At 67.3% G+C, this 19,462-nt stretch carries 15 protein-coding genes, 1 tRNA gene and 1 pseudogene; 14 read left to right on the top strand and 3 right to left on the bottom strand.

Annotated elements, in window-relative coordinates; genetic code table 11:
• Positions 1-5 precede the first annotated feature (5 nt).
• From D5041_RS20285 to D5041_RS20275, 3 genes are all read left to right on the top strand, one after another.
• Positions 6-1,688, top strand: a complete 1,683-nt coding sequence (locus tag D5041_RS20285; protein WP_265285609.1) for a long-chain fatty acid--CoA ligase — start codon at positions 6-8, stop codon at positions 1,686-1,688.
• Positions 1,689-1,766: 78 nt separating this feature from the next.
• Complete coding sequence (locus tag D5041_RS20280; RefSeq protein WP_265285608.1) at positions 1,767-2,051, top strand: hypothetical protein; 285 nt, start codon at positions 1,767-1,769, stop codon at positions 2,049-2,051.
• Between the two features lie 61 nt (positions 2,052-2,112).
• Positions 2,113-3,045: a phosphoribosylaminoimidazolesuccinocarboxamide synthase gene (locus tag D5041_RS20275; RefSeq protein ID WP_265285607.1), complete on the top strand. Its 933-nt coding sequence runs from the start codon at positions 2,113-2,115 to the stop codon at positions 3,043-3,045.
• An 18-nt stretch (positions 3,046-3,063) separates the two neighbouring features.
• On the opposite strand, the gene trxA is transcribed toward D5041_RS20275, so the two are convergent.
• Positions 3,064-3,972: a thioredoxin gene (gene trxA / locus D5041_RS20270; protein WP_010110309.1), complete on the bottom strand. Its 909-nt coding sequence runs from the start codon at positions 3,970-3,972 to the stop codon at positions 3,064-3,066.
• Positions 3,973-4,131: 159 nt separating this feature from the next.
• Here trxA and purE point away from each other — a divergent pair, with 159 nt between their 5' ends.
• The 8 genes from purE (at position 4,132) to secF (ending at position 12,262) form a co-directional block, all read left to right on the top strand.
• Positions 4,132-4,626 (top strand): 5-(carboxyamino)imidazole ribonucleotide mutase, encoded by a 495-nt coding sequence (gene purE, locus D5041_RS20265; protein ID WP_010110310.1) that lies wholly within the window; start codon positions 4,132-4,134, stop codon positions 4,624-4,626.
• On the top strand, positions 4,623-5,792 hold the full coding sequence (locus D5041_RS20260) for a 5-(carboxyamino)imidazole ribonucleotide synthase (protein ID WP_010110311.1): 1,170 nt from the start codon (positions 4,623-4,625) through the stop codon (positions 5,790-5,792). Before purE ends, D5041_RS20260 begins: the two co-directional genes overlap by 4 nt.
• Positions 5,793-5,800: 8 nt before the next feature.
• Complete coding sequence (locus tag D5041_RS20255) at positions 5,801-6,805, top strand: L-threonylcarbamoyladenylate synthase (protein WP_265285606.1); 1,005 nt, start codon at positions 5,801-5,803, stop codon at positions 6,803-6,805.
• 81 nt (positions 6,806-6,886) lie between these two features.
• Complete coding sequence (locus D5041_RS20250) at positions 6,887-7,840, top strand: SGNH/GDSL hydrolase family protein (RefSeq protein ID WP_010104143.1); 954 nt, start codon at positions 6,887-6,889, stop codon at positions 7,838-7,840.
• Positions 7,841-7,938: 98 nt separating this feature from the next.
• The gene (locus tag D5041_RS20245; protein ID WP_265285605.1) at positions 7,939-8,859 is read left to right on the top strand and encodes a LysR family transcriptional regulator; all 921 of its coding nucleotides are present in this window, start codon (positions 7,939-7,941) and stop codon (positions 8,857-8,859) included.
• A 129-nt stretch (positions 8,860-8,988) separates the two neighbouring features.
• Positions 8,989-9,324, top strand: coding sequence for a preprotein translocase subunit YajC (gene yajC, locus D5041_RS20240; protein ID WP_265285604.1), 336 nt, complete (start codon positions 8,989-8,991; stop codon positions 9,322-9,324).
• Positions 9,325-9,416: 92 nt separating this feature from the next.
• A complete protein-coding gene (secD, locus tag D5041_RS20235) occupies positions 9,417-11,300 on the top strand; it encodes a protein translocase subunit SecD (RefSeq protein WP_265285603.1) in 1,884 nt (627 codons plus the stop codon).
• A gap of 14 nt (positions 11,301-11,314) precedes the next feature.
• A complete protein-coding gene (gene secF / locus D5041_RS20230) occupies positions 11,315-12,262 on the top strand; it encodes a protein translocase subunit SecF (RefSeq protein WP_010104147.1) in 948 nt (315 codons plus the stop codon).
• Positions 12,263-12,435: 173 nt separating this feature from the next.
• On the opposite strand, the pseudogene D5041_RS20225 reads toward secF, so the two are convergent.
• A pseudogene (locus D5041_RS20225) lies at positions 12,436-13,853 on the bottom strand (IS701 family transposase).
• A 128-nt stretch (positions 13,854-13,981) separates the two neighbouring features.
• On the opposite strand from D5041_RS20225, the gene D5041_RS20220 reads away from it, so the two are divergent.
• Both D5041_RS20220 and D5041_RS20215 read left to right on the top strand, forming a co-directional pair.
• Entirely contained in the window at positions 13,982-14,752 is a 771-nt protein-coding gene (locus D5041_RS20220; protein ID WP_265285602.1) for an IS5 family transposase, read from the top strand.
• Positions 14,753-14,767: 15 nt separating this feature from the next.
• Positions 14,768-17,041 (top strand): DUF1631 family protein, encoded by a 2,274-nt coding sequence (locus tag D5041_RS20215; protein ID WP_265285601.1) that lies wholly within the window; start codon positions 14,768-14,770, stop codon positions 17,039-17,041.
• Between the two features lie 66 nt (positions 17,042-17,107).
• Here D5041_RS20215 and D5041_RS20210 read toward each other — a convergent pair whose 3' ends face one another.
• The gene (locus D5041_RS20210; RefSeq protein ID WP_265285600.1) at positions 17,108-19,054 is read right to left on the bottom strand and encodes a sigma-54-dependent Fis family transcriptional regulator; all 1,947 of its coding nucleotides are present in this window, start codon (positions 19,052-19,054) and stop codon (positions 17,108-17,110) included.
• 293 nt (positions 19,055-19,347) lie between these two features.
• Between D5041_RS20210 and D5041_RS20205 the strand changes: the two genes are divergently transcribed.
• Positions 19,348-19,424: transfer RNA gene (locus D5041_RS20205), tRNA-Arg, on the top strand.
• The last annotated feature ends 38 nt before the right edge of the window (positions 19,425-19,462 follow it).

Raw genomic sequence — 19,462 nt, 5'->3', positions numbered from 1 at the left:
CTCCCATGCGCGCCCATTTCAAGTTCTGGCCCCGCCGGCTGCCCCATGCCATCACGCTGCCCGTCACCTCGCTATGGGACAACCTGGCGATCAGCGCCCGGCGCTACCCCGACAAGGCGGCGCTGGTGTTCTTTGGCCGCGCGACGAGCTACCGCGAACTGGCCGCGGGCGCCGAGCGCCTGGCCGCCCGGCTCGCGGCGCTGGGCGTGCAGCAGGGCGACCGCGTGGTGCTGTGCATGCAGAACTGCCCGCAGCTGGTGCTCGCGCATTTCGCCATCCTGCGGGCGAACGCGGTGGTGGTTCCGGTGAACCCCATGAACCGCGCCGAAGAGCTCAAACACTACATCACCGACCCCGACACCCGGCTGGCCATCACCACGGCGGACCTGGCGCCCGAACTGGCCCGGGCAAGCAACGCCCTGCCACCGGCCAAGCGCCTGGCGCATCTGGTGGCAACACAGTTCAGCGACGCCTTCGACCCGGACACGGCGGGCGCCGACGCCCTGCCCGAGGCCTGGCGGCAATGGCTGCTCACGCGCCACTCCCTGCCCGCGCTCGACGGCGGCCAGACCCACGCCTGGGCGGACGCGCTGGCCTGTACGGCCCCCCCGCCGGCGCTGCGCGTGGGCCCCGACGACCTGGCGCTGCTGCCCTATACCAGCGGCACCACCGGTCTGCCCAAGGGCTGCATGCACCCGCACAAGAGCATCATGCACAACACCGTGGCCAGCAGCCTGTGGGGCAACTGCGCGGCAGACAACATCATGCTGGCGGTGGCGCCCATGTTCCACATCACCGGCATCGTGAACATGCTGCACACGGCCATCTACGGCGCTGCCACCCTGGTCGTCATGCCCCGCTGGGACAGGGACTTGGCCGGAAGGCTCATCGCGCGCCACCGGGTGACCCACTGGACGAATATCCCCACGATGATCATCGACCTGCTGGGCAGCCCGAACCTCGCCCAGCACGACCTCTCCAGCCTGGTCTACATCGGCGGCGGTGGCGCGGCCATGCCCCAGGCCGTGGCCCAGCGCCTGTTCGAGCAATACGGTCTGCGCTACGCCGAAGGCTACGGCCTGACGGAGACCGCCGCACCTTCGCACGCCAACCCGCCCGAGCACCCGCGGCAGCAATGCCTGGGAATCCCCTACATGGGCGTCGATGCGCGCGTGGTCGATCCCGAGACCCTGCAGGAGATGCCCGTCGGCGAACAGGGCGAAATCATCATCCATGGCCCCCAGGTGTTCGTCGGCTACTGGAAGCGCCCGGACGCCAGCGCGTCGGCGCTCATCGAATTCGAGGGCAAGCGCTTTTTCCGCTCCGGCGACCTGGGCTACGTGGACGGGGACGGCTACTTCTTCCTGACCGACCGCATCAAACGCATGATCAACGCCAGCGGCTTCAAGGTCTGGCCCGCCGAGGTCGAGGCGATGATGTTCCGCCACCCCGCCATCCAGGAGGCCTGCATCATCGCCACCAGGGACAGCTACCGCGGCGAGAGCGTCAAAGCCGTGGTGGTGCTGCGCGCCACGCACGGGGACACGACCGAACAGCAGCTCATCGACTGGTGCCGCGCGAACATGGCGGTCTACAAGGTGCCGCGCAGCGTGCAGTTCGTCGGCGCGCTGCCCAAGAGCGGCAGCGGCAAGGTGATGTGGCGGGCGCTGCAGGAGCAGGAGGCGTAGTTGCTGGCCGCTGCCAAGTAAGCCGGGGTCCACGATTTCGGTCGCGCATAATGACTTCGTAACTCAATAGGACTACCGATGATCGACTCATCCGCCGCAACAAAAGCCGATGCCATCCTGCTGGCGCTCATCACCAATCAGCCTGGGGTGATCCGCCCATCAGATATGGCCAGCGTGGAGGAAGCAAAAAAAACGGCGGCAATGCTGGCAGCATTCCGGAAAAAACTGATTGAGGAATTGCAGGAACAGGAGGCGGAGCTGTCTGCTGTCGTGACGAAAATCGAATTGATTGCCATGGTGCCGAAGCAGGAGGCGCAACTGCTCGCCGCCGGCGAACCGGCTGGCGCAATACCCCCCGCGTAGAATCTGCGGGCCGGGGGCCTGTCAGCAGCAGATGCGGATGTGTCCGGCGCCCTGCAACACCATGATCCTGCCCCGCTCCAAAGCCCTGCATACCTCTTGCCTGACCTCGCTGCCCCTGCTCGCGCGCGGCAAGGTGCGCGACAACTACGCCGTGGGCAGCGACCGCATCCTGATGGTGGCCAGCGACCGGCTGTCGGCCTTCGACGTGATCATGGGCGAGCCCATTGCGGGCAAGGGCGAACTGCTCACGCAGATGGCCTTGTTCTGGTTTCACCGGCTCGGCCACATCTGCCCGCACCACCTGACGGGCGAGCTGCCCGAGAGCGTGGTCAGCCCCGACGAGGCCGCGCAGATCCGCGGCCGCTCGATGCTCGTGCGGCGCCTCGAACCGATTCCGGTCGAAGCCGTGGTGCGCGGCTATCTGGCCGGCAGCGGCTGGAAGGAATACCAGACCAGGCAATCGGTGTGCGGCGTGCCGCTGCCTGCGGGCCTGGCCAACGCCGCCAGGCTGCCCGAGCCGATCTACACGCCGGCGACCAAGGCGGCGCCGGGCGGGCACGACGAGAACATCCCGTTTGAACGCACGGTGGAGATGATCGGCCCGCAGCGCGCCGGCCGCATCCGCGATCTGAGCATCGCCCTCTACCGCGCGGCGGCTGACATGGCCCTGGACAAGGGCCTGATCATTGCCGACACGAAGTTCGAGTTCGGCCTCGCGCCCGACGGCGAACTGGTGCTGATGGACGAGGTGCTCACGCCCGACAGCTCGCGCTACTGGCCCGTGGAAGGCCATGCGGCCGCGCTGGCCGCGGGCCGCAACCCGCCGAGCTACGACAAGCAGTTCGTGCGCGACTGGCTGGAACAGGTGCAGGTGAATGGCAAACCCTGGGACAAGACCGCTCCCGCGCCGCGCCTGCCCCAGGCCGTGATCGAAAAGACCGTCGCCAAGTACCGCGAGGCGTTCGAGCGGCTCACGGGCCAGCCCGCAGCATGAAGCCCGTGCGACCGCGGCTCAGCTGAGCACCACCGAACTGAGCCGGCGCCGGTAGCTGGCGACCACCGGGTCGTCGGGCGGGATCTGGCCCTCGGCCACCTTGGCCTTCGGGGGCTCGATGATGTCCAGGATGGCCACGCAGGTCTTGCGTGCGATCTCGTCGCCCCAGGCCTTGTCGCGCATGAGGATTTCGAGCAACTCGTCCATCGCGTCGGTCCAGTGCTGGTGCGCCATGAGCCAGCGCGCACGCGCGTAGCGGGCGTCGAAATCGCGCTTGTTGGCGGCAATTCGCGCAGCGAATCCGGCCTCGGTGCCCTCGTCGTATGCCCCGGTGGCGACGAAATCCAGCGCGTCCAGCCAGGCCTTCAGCGCGCCCAGCTTGCGTGCGCCCGCAGCCTTGGCGAGCACGGGGGCGAACGCGGTCCGGGCGTCGTCCTCGCGGTGGAACTGCAACAGGAGCCGGACGTAGTCAAAGCGTGCGTCGTCGTTCGCGGGGTCGGTCGCCACGGCGTGCTGCAGCTTTTCCAGCGCCGTTTCGGTGTCGCCACCGGCCAGGGCTTCGAGGGCCTGCTCTTCCTCGGCTTCGGCGGCCATGGCCTCGGTGCTGGGCAGGTGCTTGTCGAGGAAGGCGCGCACCTGGCCCTCGGGCAGGGCCCCCATGAAGCCGTCCACGGGCTGGCCGTTCATGAGCAGCACGCAGGTGGGGATGCTGCGGATGCCGAACATGCCCGCGAGTTGCTGCTCTTGGTCCGAATCGATCTTCACGAGCTTGAAGCGGCCCGCGTACTCGGTTTCCAGCTTCTCCAGCACCGGGCCCAGCGACTTGCAGGGGCCGCACCAGGGCGCCCAGAAGTCCGCCAGCACGGGGGTGTCCATCGAGGCGGCAAGCACCTCGGCTTCAAAATTTTTTGCGGTAACGTCGATCATGGTGGTGTTCGGGCCGGGGGCCGGTGGTGCTTCCTGAGCGCGCTATTTTGGCGCATCGCGGTGGCCGCGTGCCGCCAGCCCAGGGCGCAAAACGTAAAATCGCGGGTTTCATTCACCCGGTGCCATGGGCTGCGCCCACGATCGAGCACCTCCACCACCATGAAACCCATAGAGATCGGCGTGGTCATGGGTTCCGGCAGCGACTGGGACACCATGCAGCATGCAGTGCAGATTCTTGAGCAGTTCGGCATCGCCCACGAGGCCCGCGTACTGTCCGCGCACCGCATGCCCGACGACATGTTCGCCTACGCCGAGGCCGCCGCCGACCGGGGCCTCAGGGCCATCATCGCCGGGGCCGGGGGCGCGGCCCACCTGCCCGGCATGCTGGCCGCCAAGACCACCGTTGCGGTGCTCGGCGTTCCCGTGGCCAGCCGGCATCTGCAGGGCCTGGATTCGCTGCACAGCATCGTGCAGATGCCCAGGGGAATTCCCGTGGCGACCTTTGCCATCGGCAGCGCCGGCGCGGCGAACGCGGCACTGTTCGCCGTGGCGCTGCTCGCCGCCGAGCGCCCCGAACTGCGCCAGCGCCTGCAAGCCTTTCGCACCGAGCAGACCGAAGCGGCGCGCAGCGCGACCCTGCCGCCCACCGCATGACGCCCCCGGACGAACCCATCCTGCCCGGCAGCACGCTGGGCGTGCTCGGTGGCGGCCAACTCGGGCGCATGTTCGTGCACGCGGCGCAGGCCATGGGCTATCGCACGGCCGTGCTCGACGCCGACCCCGAAAGCCCCGCGGGTCTGGTGAGCCAGCACCATATCTGCACGGGCTACGACGACCCGCAGGGCCTGGCCGAACTGGCCCGCCTGAGCGCCGCCGTCACGACCGAATTTGAAAACGTTCCCGCCGCCGCATTGGCCGCGCTGGCCGCGCAGTGCCCGGTCTCGCCCGCCGCCGCTGCCGTGGCCGTGGCGCAGGACCGCGTGCAGGAAAAGGCCCATTTCGCGCGCTGCGGCGTGGCCTGCGCGCCGTATGCCGTCGTCGAAACGGCCGCGCAACTGGCCGCCGTACCCGCCGCCTTGCTGCCCGGCATCCTGAAGACCGCGCGCCTGGGCTACGACGGCAAGGGCCAGGTGCGGGTGCCAACCGCTGGCGCACTGGCCGCCGCCTGGGACGCGCTCGGCAGGCAGCCGTGCGTGCTGGAAAAAATGCTGCCGCTGGCGCTGGAATGCTCGGTGATCGTGGCGCGCGGCGCCGACGGCACCATCGTGCACCTGCCCGTGCAGCGCAACCTGCACCGCGGCGGAATCCTGGCCGTGACCGAGGTGTTTGCCGGAAATCTGCCGCGAGCACTCGCCGAACGGGCGCTCGCGGCGGCGATGGCCATCGCCGACGGCCTGCAGTACGTGGGCGTGCTGTGCACCGAATTCTTCGTGCTGCAAGACGGCAGCTTGCTGGTCAACGAGATCGCCCCGCGCCCGCACAACAGCGGCCACTACAGCCAGGACGCCTGCGACCTGTCGCAGTTCGAACTGCAACTGCGCACCCTGGCCCGCCTGCCGCTGACCCCGCCGCGCCAGCACAGCCCCGCCGTGATGCTCAACCTGCTGGGCGACCTGTGGTTTGCGCCGGGCGGCGGCGAGCAGCCCCCGCCCTGGGCCGCGGTGCTGGCCCTGCCGGGAACGCGGCTGCACCTGTACGGCAAGCGCGAGGCCCGGCGCGGCCGCAAGATGGGGCACCTGAACGTCAGCGGCGCGACCCCCGAGGCCGCGCGCGCAACCGCCCTGCAGGCCGCGGCCCTGCTGGGCATCGAAGCCTTTTGATTCCGAGCATGATCCTCGACGCCAACGACCCCCACGCCATTGCCCGGGCAGCCCGCGCCGTGCGCGGTGGCGCGCTGCTCGGCCTGCCCACCGAAACCGTGTACGGCCTGGGAGCCGACGCCGGCAACGACGCCGCCGTGGCGCAAATCTTTGCCGCCAAGGGCCGGCCCATCGACCATCCGCTCATCGTGCACGTGGCGCAGGCCGCGGACGTCGAGTACTTTGCCCGCGCGCTCCCCGCGTTTGCGCAGGCGCTGATCAGAGCCTTCTGGCCCGGCCCGCTGACGCTCATCCTGCCGCGCCGGCCGGGCGTGGCCGGCGCGGCCGCGGGCGGCCAGGACAGCGTGGGTCTGCGCTGCCCGGCGCACCCCGTGGCGCAGGCGCTGCTGCGCGCCTGCGCCGCGCCCGCGGACGACGGACCGCCCGTCCGGGGCGTGGCCGCGCCCAGCGCGAACCGTTTTGGCCGCGTCAGCCCCACCACCGCGCGGCATGTGCAGGACGAACTGGGGGCAGAACTGCTGGTGCTCGACGGCGGCCCCTGCGGCGTGGGAATCGAATCGACCATCGTCGACTGCACGCGCGGCGTTCCCGTGCTGCTGCGGCCCGGCGCCATCACGCGCGCGCAGATCGCTGCGGCCTGCGGCATCGCGCCACTGTCCCCGCGGGAACTGCCGGCCCTTGCGCCGCGCGCGTCGGGAACGCTGCTGGCCCACTACGCCCCGACCGCCAAGGTCCGCCTGATGGACGCGCCGGCCCTGCAGACCAGCCTGGACCTGTTGGGCGCCGACGCCACCCGCATGGGCGTATACGCGCGCTGCGCGCTGCGCACCAGCGCGGCCGGCATCGTCGTGCGGCGCATGCCCGACGACGCCGTCGCCGCGCAGCAGCAACTCTTTGCCGTGCTGCGCAGCTTTGACGACCAGGGCGTGCGGCTGATCTGGATCGAAACCCCGCCCGCGCTCCCCGAATGGGAAGGCGTGCGCGACCGGCTGCAGCGCGCAGCCGCAGCCTGATGGGCGCGCAGGGACAGGAATGGAATTGGCCGGGCGGAACCCGGCTTCGTTAAACTCGGCCCCACTTTTCTGGAGAAATACATGGCAGCAAACTGGATGCGCCGCAGCGTCATGGTCGCCGTCTGCGCGTCGGCCGCATGGCTCACGGCCTGCGGTTCGAGCACCACCGAATCGGCCATTTCGCCCCAGCGCTTCGTCGCGTTTGGCGACGCCATGAGCGACGTGGGGCAAAACGGACCGCGCTACACCGTGAATGACGGCAGCGTGAACAACTGGACCCTGAAACTCGCGGCCCAATACGGCAAGCCACTGACACCCGTGGCGGCGGGGGGCAGGAGCTACGCGGTCGGAAACGCGCGCATCCAGGCCAAGCCCGACGCAGCCGGCAACGCGAACACGCGCACGCTCACCGAGCAGATCGACGATTTCCTGGCCGGCGATCGCTTTGCGGAAACCGACCTGGTGCTCGTGAGCGGCGGCATCAGCGACGTGATCGCCGGCATGGCCGCGGTCACCGCGGGCCGCGAGACCGAAGACGCCATGGTGGTCGCAGCGCGCCAGGCGGGCAATGACATGGCGGCGCAGGTGCGCCGGCTGGTGGACGCCGGGGCCAAGCACGTGGTGGTGACCGGCACCTACGACCTGAGCAAGACCCCCTGGGCCAAGGTCCTGGGGCGCGAAGACCTGCTCACCCGTGCGAGCAGCCGCTTCAACGAGGGCCTGCTCGTGGACATCGTGGACCTGGGCGCGAACGTGCTCTACGTGGACTCGGCGTACTACGTGAACCTGTACACCAGCGTGCCCGGGAGCTACGGCTTCAAAAACACCACGGCGGCCGTATGCACCGCGGTGGACCCGGCAAACGGCATCGGCATCGGTGCGGGCCAGCTCAACTCGACCCTGTGCACCGGCGCCACGCTGCTCGCGGGCGCGAACCAGGATACGTACGTGTTTGCCGACACCGTGTATCTGACCCCCTCGGCGCAGCGCCAGTTCGGCACCTTCGCCTACGACCGCCTGCGCTCCCGCTGGTAGGGCCTTGCTGTCGGACCGCAGCCTGCGGCGCGGCCTGATGCACTGCGGGCAGCGTTCAACGTTGCGCTCCGGTGGGGTTAACCGAGTTGCTCAGAAGCATGCTGGAAATATCCCATCTCGCCATCGTTCGTGAGGTTCATCGGCAGGGCTCGCTGACGGCTGCTGCGGGCACGCTGTGCCTGACGCAGTCTGCGCTGAGCCATACGATGAAAAAGCTGGAGCAGCAACTGGGCTGCGCCATCTGGCTGCGCGAAGGCCGCCGCCTGCGGCCCACGCAGGCGGGCGAGTACCTGCTCGCGGTCGCGAATCGCGTGCTGCCGCAGCTGGCTGCCGCACAGGAGCGGCTGCAACAGTACGCGCGCGGGGAGCGCGGCACGCTGCGCATCGGAATGGAATGCCATCCCTGCTACCAATGGCTGCTCAAGGTGGTCGCGCCGTACCTGGCAAGCTGGCCGGACGTGGACGTGGACGTCAAGCAGAAGTTTCAGTTCGGCGGGATAGGGGCGCTGTTCAGCTTTGAAATCGATCTGCTCGTCACCCCCGACCCCCTTCCCAAGCCGGGTCTGCGGTTTCAGCCGGTGTTCGACTACGAGCAGGTCCTGGTGGTCGGTGCCACGCACCGGCTGGCTTCGGTCCCCTACGTCAAGCCGGAGCAACTGAGCCCGGAAGTGCTGATCACCTACCCGGTTGCCTTGGAGCGGCTCGACATCTACAACCAGTTCCTGCTGCCTGCCAACGTGGCACCGAAGCGCCACAAGACCATCGAGACGACGGACATCATGCTGCAAATGGTGGCCAGCGGCCGCGGCGTGAGCGCTCTGCCGCGCTGGTTGGTCCAGGAGTACGCCGCGAAGTTGCAGATCGTTCCGATCCGGCTTGGCCGCAATGGCATTGCCAAACAAATCTTTCTCGGCACCCGCGAAGCGGACAAGGAGCTCGACTATCTGAACGCCTTCGTCAATTTGGCGCGGGAAAACGGCAAGAGCCAGGGTCTTGAGCGTGCCAGCCTGCGCGGGTAGTGTCTGGCAGCTTCTGCCCCCCCGGGCGGCAAACGGGGCTGCGCATACAATGCCACGTTTCGCCCGCGACCAGGCGCTCCTGTGCGCGGGCAGCGTGTATTTCGACCATCCGCCGTGGAGTTTTCGCCTGTGTTCATCGCTTCCGCTCTTGCCCAAACCGCACCCGCCGCAGCCGCTGGCGGGGGCGACATGATGTCTTCGTTGACCAGCATGCTGCCCCTGGTGCTCATGGTGGTGCTGCTCTACTTCCTCATGATCCGCCCGCAGATGCGGCGCCAGAAGGAGCACCGCGCAATGATCGAGGCCATCGCCAAGGGCGACGAGGTGGCCACCACCGGCGGCATCGTTGGCCGGGTCGTGCGCCTGTCCGAGGGCTTCCTGCATCTGGAGGTCGCGCAGGGCGTCGAAGTGCAATTGCAGCGCAGCGCCGTGGTCCAGGTTCTGCCCAAGGGTTCGTTCAAGTAACCGGCCCGGACGGCCCAATCCGTGGAGCGGGTGGCCTGCGAGGCCCTGCGCCCTGCGCCCTTTGAAGCTTTCCGAGAGGCAGAAACGCGCTCATGAATCGTTATCCGATCTGGAAGTACGCGATCCTGGGGATCGTGCTGCTGGTGGGGGCGCTGTACACCCTGCCGAATTTCTTTGGCGAGGCGCCTGCCGTGCAGGTCTCCTCGGCCAAGGCCGCCGTCCAGGTGAACGAGGCGCTGCGCCAGCGGATCGAGCAAGCGCTCGCGGCCGCAGGTGTCACGCCGCAGCGCGTGGACTTGGAGGGCCAGTCGGTGCGTGTGCGCTTTGACTCGCCCGACACCCAGCTCAAGGCCCGCGACGCGATCCAGAAGGCCCTGGTTCCCGACGCGAACGACGCCTCGTACATCGTCGCGCTGAACCTCGTCGCGCGCTCGCCCGCCTGGCTCAAGGCGCTGCACGCGAACCCCATGTACCTGGGCCTGGACCTGCGCGGCGGCGTGCACTTCATGCTGCAGGTGGACATACAGGCGGCGCTGACGAGGAAGGCCGAGGCGTACGTCGGCGACCTGCGCACGGCCCTGCGCGACAAGAACATCCGCCATGGCGGCGTGAGCCGCGAGGGCTACAACATCGACGTCGTGCTGCGCGACGAAGCCACGCTGGCAGCGGCGCGCGCGCTGCTCGCCGAGCAGTTCCCCGACCTGCAGGCGAGCAGCGCGCCCGAAGGCGCCGGGTTCAGGCTGCGCGCCAGCATCGAGCCGCAGGCCGCGCGCCGCGTGCAGGAGCAGGCGCTCAAGCAGAACATGGTCACGCTGCACAACCGCATCAACGAGTTGGGCGTTGCCGAACCCGTGATCCAGCAGCAGGGCCTGGAGCGCATCGTGGTGCAGTTGCCCGGCGTGCAGGACACGGCCAAGGCCAAGGACATCCTGGGCCGCACCGCCACGCTGGAGGTGCGCATGGTCGACGAAAGCGCCGAAGCGCGTGCCGCGCAAGCCGGACGGGGCCCCGTGCCGTTCGGTTCGGAGCGCCATCCGGAGCGCAACGGCCAGCCCATCATCGTCAAGAAGCAGGTCATATTCACCGGCGAGAACCTGACCGACGCCCAGCCCGGCTTCGACGGCCAAACGCAGGAGCCCAGCGTCAACCTCACGCTCGACGCCAAGGGCGCGCGCATCTTCCGCGACATCACGCGCGAGAACGTGGGCCGGCGCATGGCCATCGTGCTCTTTGAAAAGGGCCGGGGCGAGGTCGTGACGGCCCCCGTGATCCGCGCGGAGATCGGTGGCGGCCGCGTGCAGATCACGGGCCGCATGACCACGGCCGAGGCGCATGACACCGCGCTGCTGCTGCGCGCCGGCTCGCTCGCGGCGCCCATGGAGATCATCGAGGAGTTCACCGTCGGCCCCACGCTGGGCGCCGACAACATCGAACGCGGAATCGACAGCGTGCTCTGGGGACTCGCGGTGATCGCGATTTTCATGTGCCTGTACTACCTGCTGTTCGGCCTGTTCTCGAGCGTCGCGCTGGCCGTGAACCTGCTGCTGCTGGTGGCGGTGCTGTCCATGCTCCAGGCCACGCTGACGCTGCCGGGAATCGCCGCCATGGCGCTGGCCATCGGCGTGGCCATCGACTCGAACGTGCTGATCAACGAACGCATCCGCGAGGAGTTGCGCTCGGGCGTGTCCGCGCAGGTCGCCATCCACACGGGCTACGAGCGGGCCTGGGCGACCATTTTGGATTCCAACGTCACCACCCTGATCGCCGGCCTGGCCCTGCTGACCTTCGGCTCCGGCCCGGTGCGCGGCTTTGCCGTGGTGCACTGCATCGGCATCCTGACCAGCATGTTCTCGGCCGTGTTCTTCTCGCGCGCGCTGGTGAATCTGTGGTACGGCCGGCGCAAGCGGCTCAAGAGCATATCCATTGGCCAGGTCTGGAAGCCGCAGGCCGACGGCGCTGCGGCGAAGACGAACTGAAAGGGGCCGCGAGCATGGAATTTTTCCGCATCAGAAAAGACATCCCCTTCATGGAGCACGCGCTGATCTTCAACGCGATCTCCTTCATCACCTTTGCCCTGGCGGTGTTCTTCCTGCTGACCCGCGGCCTGCACCTGTCGGTGGAGTTCACGGGCGGTACGGTGATGGAAGTCGCGTACCACCAGGGCGCCGAACTGCCCAAGGTGCGCGCGGCGGTCTCGGCGCTGGGCTACCCCGACGTGCAGGTGCAAAACTTCGGCACCGCGCGCGACGTGATGATCCGCCTGCCCGCGCACAAGGGCGTGACCTCCGCGCAGCAAAGCGAACAGGTCCTGGGCGCGCTGCGTGCCGCCGACCCCCAGGTCGAGTTGCGTCGCACCGAGTTCGTCGGCCCCCAGGTGGGCGAGGAACTGGTGCACGGCGGCCTGACGGCGCTGGCCATGGTGATCGTGGGCATCGTGATCTATCTGGCCCTGCGCTTCGAATGGAAGTTCGGCGTTGCGGCCGTCATCGCGAACCTGCACGACGTGGTGATCATCCTGGGCTTCTTCGCGTTCTTCCAGTGGGAGTTTTCCCTCTCGGTGCTGGCGGCGGTGCTGGCGGTGCTCGGCTACTCGGTGAACGAATCGGTGGTGATTTTCGACCGGATTCGCGAGGCCTTCCGCAGGTACCGCAAGATGAGCACGCGCGAGGTCATCGACCACGCGATCACCAGCACCATGAGCCGCACCATCATCACCCACGCGTCGACCGAAGCGATGGTGCTGTCGATGTTCTTCTTTGGCGGCCCGAGCCTGCACTACTTTGCGCTGGCGCTGACGATCGGCATCCTGTTCGGCATCTACTCCTCGGTCTTCGTCGCGGCAGCGATTGCGATGTGGCTCGGGGTCCGGCGCGAGGATCTGCTCAGACCCGTGAAAAAGGACGGGGCCGATGATCCCCACGCTGGAGCGACAGTCTGAACTGCTGGTGTTCTGCCCCGCGAATAGCAGCACAAAATGAAACTGATGCATTTCGCGTCAGGGCAAGGCGCAAACCGCAGCGATACCCGTAGGTATCGCGAGGATTTGCAACGCCGCCATGGCGTGAAAGGCGCAGTTTCATGTGCCGCTATTCGCGGGGCAGGACACTAGTCTTACTGTGTCACAAACGAATTCTCGCGTTTACGCGCAGGCAGCATGGGCAGCGCGGCAGCGTCCTGAGCAAGGCTGCGGCGATACGCAGCCGCAAAGTTGTGATCGACGATCGGACGTGGCGCTGCGTGCGCGGGGCTGCCGCGAGGCTTGTAATGCGTGGGTAGGGCAGGTTCTTCGCTTCGTGCAGAGTTTTTTTTACCCCCACCTTCCGGCTGGCGCAGCTGCTGCGCCATCAAAAAACCGTAGGCAGCGATGGCCAAGCTGGCGTGGTGGTGAAAGCCCCTCCAATTGCGCCCTTCGTAGTGGCCCAGACCCAGGTCTTGCTTGAGGTCCTGGTAGTCGCGCTCAATGCGCCAGCGCATCTTGGCCTCAAACACCATGCGCTCCAGTGTGATGTTCTCTGCCAGCGTGGACAGCCAGTATTTCATTGGCTCTTCATGGCCTTCGGGCCATTCGATGAGCAGCCACTCTTGCGCTCGCTGCTCTGTGCGCAGGTGCTCGCGGTGGGCCGCATGCACGCGCACTCGCGCAAAACGCGAACGCAATGTGAAGTTCGTCCCCTCACGCCACTCGATGCTTTGCCATTGGGTCGGCTCCAACCCCAACGCCACTTCCTTCACGGACAGCGGTCGCTCGTGCCTGGCATCGCCCAAACGCTGGCGGGTGGCCACCACGCCGCGGCCACTGCGCGGCCGCGGCGCCAGCGGGGCATGCCCCGGCGGCCACACCGTCACCTGCCCCGTCACGCCCACCACGTAAGTCAGGCCCATCGCCGTCAGGCCCTCACGAAATGCGGTGACCACCCCGTAGCCTGCATCGGCCAGCACGGTGTGCTTTGGCGCGCGCTTTGCTCCACCAAGTGCTCGATCTGCGCCTGCGCGATCTGCCACTTGGTGGCGAACGACACATTTTCGGGCACACCGGCCTTCTCGCGCCGCGCCATGTCATCGGCCCATTGCTGGGGCAGGTACAACTGCCAGGCCGTGGGCAGGCTGCCCGCCAAGCAAGCCAGACTGACGCTGACGGCCACTTGGCAGTTGTCCTGCTTACCCAGCATGCCGCAGTACTGTCGGGCCACTCCCACCGAGTGCTCGCCCTGTTTGGGAAAGCCGGTGTCGTCCACGATCCACCAGCCTCCATCTCCAAAGTCCATCGCTGGCATGACCCATTGCGCAACGCGCCGCAGCATCTCTTCGTCCGACCATGACGACTGGGCCACGAAGTGGTGCAGCGACTGGTGACGCGAGCGAGTGGCCTGCGGCGCCAAGTGTGCGGCCATCGGCTCCACGCTCTTGCGCGCAAGCGGCGCCATCAGGCCGATGCAATACCCGCGCAACCCGGCTTGCCGGTCCGCATGGCCCAGTCCGCCTCCCAAATGCTCAAGGTAGCGTTCAAACTCTTGCAGTTCGTCTTTCAAGGCTCATCTCCTGTGTGAGAAGATTCTCTCATAATTCCTTGAATTTACTAACACAGTAAGACTAGGGCCTGTCATCAATTGAAGTCACTCCGGCGCTAAACTCGGAACACGATGACAAAGGAAGGCTGATGAACCACAGGTACGCGCTGAGGCAAGACCAATGGGAGCGCATCAAAGACATGCTGCCGGGGCGCGAGGGGCACGTTGGGGCGACGGCACGCGATAACCGCTTGTTCGTTGAGGCGGTGTTGTACCGATACCGTGCGGGCATCCCGTGGCGCGACCTGCCCGAGCGGTTCGGAGATTTTCGGGTAGTACATCTGCGCCATTCGCGATGGAGCAAAACGGATGTCTGGCAGCGCATCTTCAAGACTTTGTCGCAAGACCGGGACAACGAGTACGTGATGATCGATTCGACCATTGTTAGAGCCCATCAGCACAGCGCAGGGGCAAAAAAAAAAAGAGGGAGGACGCCAGAAAACCAAGCCATAGGTCGCAGTCGTGGGGGAGCAAGTACCAAGATCCACGCCACGGTCGATGCGCTTGGCAATCCCACAGGCTTTCTCCTGACGCCTGGCCAGGCGCACGACCTCCAAGGAGCTGACGTTTTGCTCAAAGACATACAAGCAGATGCAATCTTGGCCGATAAGGCCTATGACGCCCAGGATCGGGTGATCGAGCCACTGCTCAAGGCAGGCAAGACCGTCGTGATCCCGCCACGCAGTAAGCGCAACGACCAACGTGACTACGACCGGCATTTGTACAAAGCACGCCATCTGATCGAGAACTTCTTTGCCAAGCTCAAGCAATACCGCTGCATCGCCACTCGCTATGACAAAACTGCACGCAATTTCCTCGGCGCTGTTCATCTCGCCGCTTCGGTCGTCTGGCTCAATTGATGACAGGCCCTAGCCATGCAATCCACGCCAGCCTCCGCTGCGCAGCGCCGCCTGGCAGGGTTGGCACGCCAGCGGTTCGTGGAGGGCCTCTGCGCGGGACTCCCGTCCCTGGATCAGGCGGTGCAGAACTTCCTGAGGACGCAGATGAGCCAGGCCGGAACGGGCCGCGAAATGCAGTCGCGCCACGACGCCTGGATGCACTACCAAAGGCAGCGGACCGACTGGATCGGGCGCACCGGTGCGGCCTGGCGTGCAGCGCTGGCGCCGCATCCGGGGCAGGTCGCGGACGCGGACGGCGCGCACAACCCATTCGAGTTGCTCAGCGACGATGTGATGGAAAACAAGGTCCAGGCCTCGCGCATGGCCCTCATGATCAGCGAGCAACTGGGGCAGGATTTTGACCAGATGCGCCAGTGCACCCAGTCGCTGGAAGAGCGCAATCTCGTGGGCAAGGACATTCTCTGGCCCGACGGAGTCTGCCTGCGGCTGGTCGAGCAATGGGGCGAAGCCGGCCTGTCGCGCGGCGAACTGCGCATGGTGTTCACCCCCTTGCAGCGCGGCCTGGCGCATCTGCTCCAGCAGCACTACCAGGCGATGAATGCGTTCTATGCGGCGCAGGGCGTGACCCCGGCGGACCTGCGCTCGCGCATACGGCACACCACGGGCGGGGGGGGCCTGCCCCATCCCAATCCCCCGAGCTCCCAATCTCGGCTACACGCCGCGCAATGCCTGACCGGGGGTTCCCCACCGCCCCCCCGAGCGCATGCGCAGCACGCCCCGCCCGCCGCTGGCCGGACCCCTTTGGCGCACCTGCGCCAGCAGGCCCAGGGCGTGGTGCTGGGACAGTTGCTCCAGTTGCTGGCACAACCGGCTCCGGGGTTGTTCGGCCTGAGCGCGCCCGCACGGCCCTCCCCGGCCCTGGCGCATGCGCTCGCGCTCAGCCCGATGCCGGCAGGCGCCAGCGGCGTTGTTGCGCAGGGCGGCGGCCCGCAGGCCGTGGTGCAACTCGTGAGCCAGGCGCGCAAGCAATCCACCGAGCTCAAGCAAAAAGCCGAAACCGGCAATGAGAAGGTCGTCGTCGAAGTGCTGGCGCTGATGTTCCAGAGCATCCTCACGGAGGAGCGCATTCCCCCGGCGGTGCGCGTCTGGTTTGCGCGGCTGCAAGTGCCCGTGCTGCGCGTGGCGCTGGCCGAGCCGGCGTTCTTCAGCAACCCCGATCACCCCGCGCGCAAACTCATCGATCACATGGGCGCGTGCGCCATGGGTTTTGACGCTGCCGCGATCAACGGCAGCGCGCTGGAGGCGGAAATCCGCCGCATCGTGCAGATCATCGAGCAGTATCCCGAAACCGGGTCGCGCGTTTTCCAACTCGTGTACGACGAGTTCGAAAAGTTTCTCTCCCGCTTCCTGACCGAAAAGCAGACCACGGCGCGCGTCGTAAGCGTCGCCCAGCAGGTCGAGCAGAAGGCGGTGCTGACCATCCAGTACACCATCGAGCTGCGCGACCTGCTGCGCGATGTGCCGGTGCGCGACGAGATCCGCGAATTCCTTTTCAGGACCTGGGCCGAGGTGCTGGCGCTGTCGGCCGTGCGCCACGGCGCGCAGCACGCGGACACCGTCGCGTACAAGCACGCGGCGGCAAACCTCGTCTGGGCCGTCAGCGCCAAGCCCAAGCGCAGCGACCGCGCGCGGCTCATCCAGAACCTGCCCACGCTGCTGCGGCAGCTGCGCCAGGGTTTGACGCTCATGGGAGTCGATGGCGCGGCGCAGAACGCGCAGATCAAGGTTCTGACGGACACGCTCGCGGACGCGTTCCAGTCCAAGACCGCAGCGATCCCGCAAGCGCACCTCGACGCCATGGTCGAGCGCCTGGTCAACCTTGAGGACCTCATGGGCGACGCCACGCTCGGCGAGGTACCGCTGAACGTCGAGAACGTCGAGATGCTGCTCGGCATCGACGCGTCGTCCATCCACGTGCTGGCCGACAACGGCGCGCGCGTGGACGACGCCATGCTCGCCTGGGCGCAGGAACTGCAACCCGGCGCCTGGTACACGCTGGACCACAACGGGGGCGCGGCGCACGTGCAGTACATCTGGCAGAGCCAGCGCAACCAGTTGCACCTGTTCGCCGCCGTCGATGGCCGCAGCTACCTGATACAGCTGCACCGGCTGGCGGCGTATCTGCAGGCCGGCCTGCTCGTGGTCCAGGACGCAGAGGGCCTGACCCTGCGCGCAACGCGCGCCGCACTGGCCAAGCTGGACGCGAACCCCGAACGGCTGCTGGGCTGAGAGGGTGCAGAAGCAATGATCCATGGAGCCAGCCAGCTGCTCCGCCCCGAAAATATCAGCACATGATCAAGCGTGCGCAGAGATCTCGATGTGCAGCCTGCGGAGTTTGCGGTACAGGGTGTTGCGGCTGATCTCCAGCGCCTTGGCGACGTGGCTCACGTTCCAGCGGTGCTCCTCGAGCATCTGCAACAGAGCCTTGCGCTCGTTCGCCTGAATCGGGTTCAGCCCGCTGGCTGGCGCGGCCTCAGCGGGTGCCGGGGACCTGCTCAGCGAAGGCAAATGCTCCGGCGTGATCGTCTGGCCGTCGGCGAGCGCGGCCGCGCTGCGCAACACATGGCGCAGCTGGCGCAGGTTTCCGGGCCAGGGATGGCCCATCAGCAGACGCTCGGCCGCTGCGCCGAGCCGGCACGCGCCGCCGGCTTCGTCCATCAGGATGTCGCGGATCAATTCGCGCCGGTCGGTGCGCTCGCGCAGGGCCGGCAGATCCAGTTCGATTCCGGCCAGCCGGTAGTACAGGTCCTCGCGGAAACGGCCCTCGCGCACCAGGCTCGGCAGATGGCGGTGGCTCGCGCTCACGAGTTGGAAGTTCACCGGATAGGTTTCCTCGGTGCCCAGTGGGGTGACCCGGCGCTCGTCGAGAACCCGCAGCAGGCGCGCCTGCAACTCCAGCGGCATGTCGGCGATCTCGTCGAGGAACAGGGTGCCGCTGTCGGCCTGCAGGATCTTGCCGCGCCGCCCGTTGCGCTGCGCACCGGTGAAGGCACCCGCCCGGTAGCCGAAGAGTTCGGATTCGATCAGGGTTTCGGGCAGGCTGGCGCAATTGACCGCGACGAATGCGCCCTCGGCGTGCGGGCTGCCGTCGTGTATTGCGCGCGCAAACACCTCCTTGCCGGAGCCGGTCTCGCCGCACAACAGCACCGGCGTGCGGCGCGCGATCACGCGCCGCGCGGTATCCAGGCGCGCGATCAGGCGCTCGTCCTTGAAGGTGCAGACGCTCGGCGCAGCGCGCGTGGACGCCCGCTCCGGCGCGCGCAGGCCCTCCCCCGCGGTGCGCGCGGACAGGGCCCTGGCGGCGTCCGCCGCCGGGCGGCGCGCGACGGCAAAGAAGCGCAGGGCTGCATGCGCGCGGTACGCCGCGACCGGGTGGAAGGACGCAGACAGGCTGCGCTGCAAAATATCTTCCAGCGAGGTCTGGAACAGCTCGTCGATGCGCCGGCAGCGGATATCGTCCATGGACTGAAAGCCGAGCTGGAACAGCGCGCTGCGGTTCGCCGCCAGCACGAGTCCGTCGGCGCTGACGGCGAGCTTGCCCTCGTGCAGCGTGTAGACGAATTCGGGGCGGCTGTGGAAATGCAGCGGGTGCGCATCGCTGAAGCGCTTGTCGATGAGCCGGTTCTCGATCATGCGCGCCGTCATTCCCAGCAGAACCAGCAGATGCTGCTGCATCAGGTGCGAGCGGCTGGTCACGTCCAGCGCCGCGACGATGTCGCCGCAGGGATCGAACACCGGCACCGCGGAACAGGTGAGCTGCGTGAAGCGGCTGAAGAAATGCTCCTCACGCTGCACGGAGACCGGGTGCGCGGCCGCCAGGCAGGTGCCCATGCCGTTGGTTCCGGCCTCGGCCTCGCCCCACACGCCGCCCAGGCGCAGGCCCATGGACTCCACCGTGGCGGCAAACTCGGGCGAGGACACCATGTGCACGATCACGCCGTCCATGTCGGTGAGCAGCACGGCGGAGTCGGGGTCCGCGAGTTGCTGATAGAGGGTGCTCATCTCGTAGCGCGCGCATTCGATGACGTCGGCCCGCTGCTCGCGCCGACTCTGCAGGGCCGCCGAGCCGATCATGACCGGCTCGCGCGGCCGGCCGGGATCGAGCTGGTACTGGTTCAGGCAGCGGCGCCATGAGCGCGTGACCAGGTCATCGCCCGCTTCGTCGAAACTCCTGTGCACCACCTCGAGCACGTGATCGGCGTGTCGGTCGCCCCGGTTGTGCAGTTGTCCGGCATGTTCCATGCTGTTTCCTCGGTCGGTCGGTTCGTGACTGCCGGGCTGCCGCGACCCCGGTGATCCCGCGGGCCCCGTGACCGTCTGGCAGCGCCGCAACGGATTCACTGACATTTTTTACGTGCGATTTTGCACCCGTTGCCGGAATCGTTCACGCTGTCCCCCCCCCGGAGCGCAGGGTTGGAAGGCTCGACGAAGCAGCGCCGGCGGGTATGATGCGGCCCGCAGACGAGCCGGGGTTGCGGACCCATGCGCAATCCCATGCACGAGGGGATTCGCAGGCGCCGTCGCTCGACACATCACTGCCCGTAGCTCAACTGGATAGAGCAATAGCCTTCTAAGCTATAGGTCGGGGGTTCAAGTCCCTCCGGGCAGGCCAAGCATTCCCCTGGAAGAGAAAACTGCGGGTATGGGTTG

It is taken from the genome of Verminephrobacter aporrectodeae subsp. tuberculatae, from assembly GCF_026127385.1.
Classification (GTDB): Bacteria; Pseudomonadota; Gammaproteobacteria; order Burkholderiales; family Burkholderiaceae_C; genus Acidovorax; species Acidovorax aporrectodeae.
Note: the sequence above shows the minus strand (reverse complement) of the source record. Positions and strands in the feature narration are given on the sequence as shown.